Origin of the sequence: Anaerobium acetethylicum, assembly GCF_900096945.1 — a bacterium.
GTDB lineage: Bacteria > Bacillota > Clostridia > Lachnospirales > Lachnospiraceae > Anaerobium > Anaerobium acetethylicum.
In genome coordinates this window covers 1-2,060 of the sequence record NZ_FMKA01000088.1, presented here as the reverse complement: position 1 = coordinate 2,060, position 2,060 = coordinate 1, and the positions used below count along the sequence as shown (strand labels likewise).

The window sequence follows — 2,060 nt, the reverse complement described above, 5'->3', positions numbered from 1 at the left end:
AGACGTAGTGGTACGTAAGGACGCAAAGTACGCGTCCTAAGTACCAACGTCTTCATAAAGCTGCTCATTGAATCATGTTTTGCATCACTGCTTGACTTCATGAGCAAATAGGACGTGATGCAAAACATGTTCATTCGCAGCGCGCTCTCGCTTAGATGAAGACGTAGTGGTACGTAAGGACGCAAAGTACGCGTCCTAAGTACCAACGTCTTCATAAAGCTGCTCATTGAATCATGTTTTGCATCACTGCTTGATTTCATGAGCAAATAGGACGTGATGCAAAACATGTTCATTCGCAGCACGCTCTCGCTTAGATGAAGACGTAGTGGTACGTAAGGACGCAGAGTACGCATCCTAAGTACCAACGTCTTCATAAAGCTGCTCATTGAATCATGTTTTGCATCACTGCGTGATAGCTGGCGAATGTGCAAATTGACGAGGCCGAAGGTTATATGAGGGCTTTGACAGGCTAATCTTTAGTGGACAATTGATAAAATGTGACTATTCAGGACTAAGTCCTTTATAGTCACAAAGATGCACACAAATTGCAGAACCACCAATTTGGCGCATATATAACTAGGGTTTTTATTTGAAATCAGCATGAAAACACCTCGCGGTACGGGGGGTCTGAACAGCTACAACAGAATATTTTATATGGCAGGGACAGCTCCACAGCGACCGGAAGGTCGGTGAGAGGCTGTCCCTGATTACGTATTCTCATAGGAAGAAATTAACTATGAGAGTGCATGCTCTGTGTAGGATGTGCAGTCCGGCTTTTGGTATTTGATTGGCTGACGTCAATCAGCCCTCCGCGCTACAAAGTGTCTTGGCCCTCAAGACTGAAGGCACGGGAGTTGAAGTGTTGAAGTCGCTTTGTGTTTAAGAAGGAGGAGCTTTCCTGGGAGAGAAAACGAAGCCGGAGGGGCCAGTGTTGCGAAAACCCATGCAAATAATGCGAAAAGGTGGTAAAATGATAACTATTCAGAACTATTCAGCATTATGTTATTTATAGGTATAAATCAGGAATATAGATTGCAGAACCGGTGAGAGGGGATGGAACAATGGAATTTTTGAAAAGCGGCAGATACGACAGCAGCCTGATCAATGAAAATATGATGGGACCGAACTCGATGAAGATGCTGGAAGAGATTCTTGGGGAAAACGGGCTGAAGCCAGGCATGAGGGTTCTGGATCTGGGATGCGGGCGGGGGCTTACATCCATATTCCTGGCAAGGGAATACGGGGTCCAGGTATTTGCGGTGGATCTTTGGATCACAGCAACGGATAACTACAGGCGTTTTCGGGAGCAGGGACTGGATGAACGTATCATTCCTCTCCATGCGAATGCCCTGGACCTGCCTTTTGCAGACGAATATTTTGATGCCCTCATCAGCATCGACTCCTATCATTATTTCGGAAGAGACGAAGCCTATTTTGACAGCAGGCTTGCGGGGATGCTGAAAAAGGACGCCCTGATAGCAATCGGGGTGCCGGGATTCAGGCATGAAGTGAAGGAAAACATACCGGAGGAAATGAAGCCATACTGGTTTGACGAGGTGATTGAGACCATACACTCGGCAGAATGGTGGAGGAAGGTATTTTCCGCATCGGAGCATTTTGACCTGAAGGAAATCAGGGAGATGGAGTGCTTCGAGGAGGCCTGGCATGACTGGCTGGCCACCGACAACGAATATGCGGTGAGCGACAGGCCCATGATGGCGGCAGACGGGGGACGGTACATGAACCTGCTTTCGATTGTGGGAAAGAAAAAATAAATGTAACTGTTCAGAACCCCTGTCTTGAGAGATGTTTTTATGCTGAATTTGCACAAAAAACCGAGACATGCGTGGCCAAATTGCTGATTTTACAATTTGTGTGCATCATCTGTGACTATGAAGGACGCAGTCATGAATAGTTACAAAACATTTCCGGCAGGAGATGCAGCCGGGATTGAGGAACATTTACATAGGTAATTGATAAATGTTTTTCTCCTTTTGTGTGGATAACTATCCCGTATATAAGGAGAGAAAAAGGGTCATTATTCAGAATAGTTTCTGGAT

Annotated in this window: 1 protein-coding gene; it reads left to right on the top strand. The window is 45.9% G+C overall.

All coding sequences use genetic code 11. The annotated features are described in order from the left end of the window. Positions 1 to 1,061: 1,061 nt before the first annotated feature. Complete coding sequence (locus BJR36_RS19885) at positions 1,062 to 1,775, top strand: SAM-dependent methyltransferase (RefSeq protein ID WP_091237167.1); 714 nt, start codon at positions 1,062 to 1,064, stop codon at positions 1,773 to 1,775. Positions 1,776 to 2,060 lie beyond the last annotated feature (285 nt).

Bases quoted from the DNA above. Each gene is read 5' to 3' on its own strand.
- BJR36_RS19885 (WP_091237167.1), top strand. From the start codon at position 1,062: ATGGAATTTTTGAAAAGCGGCAGATACGACAGCAGCCTGATCAATGAA.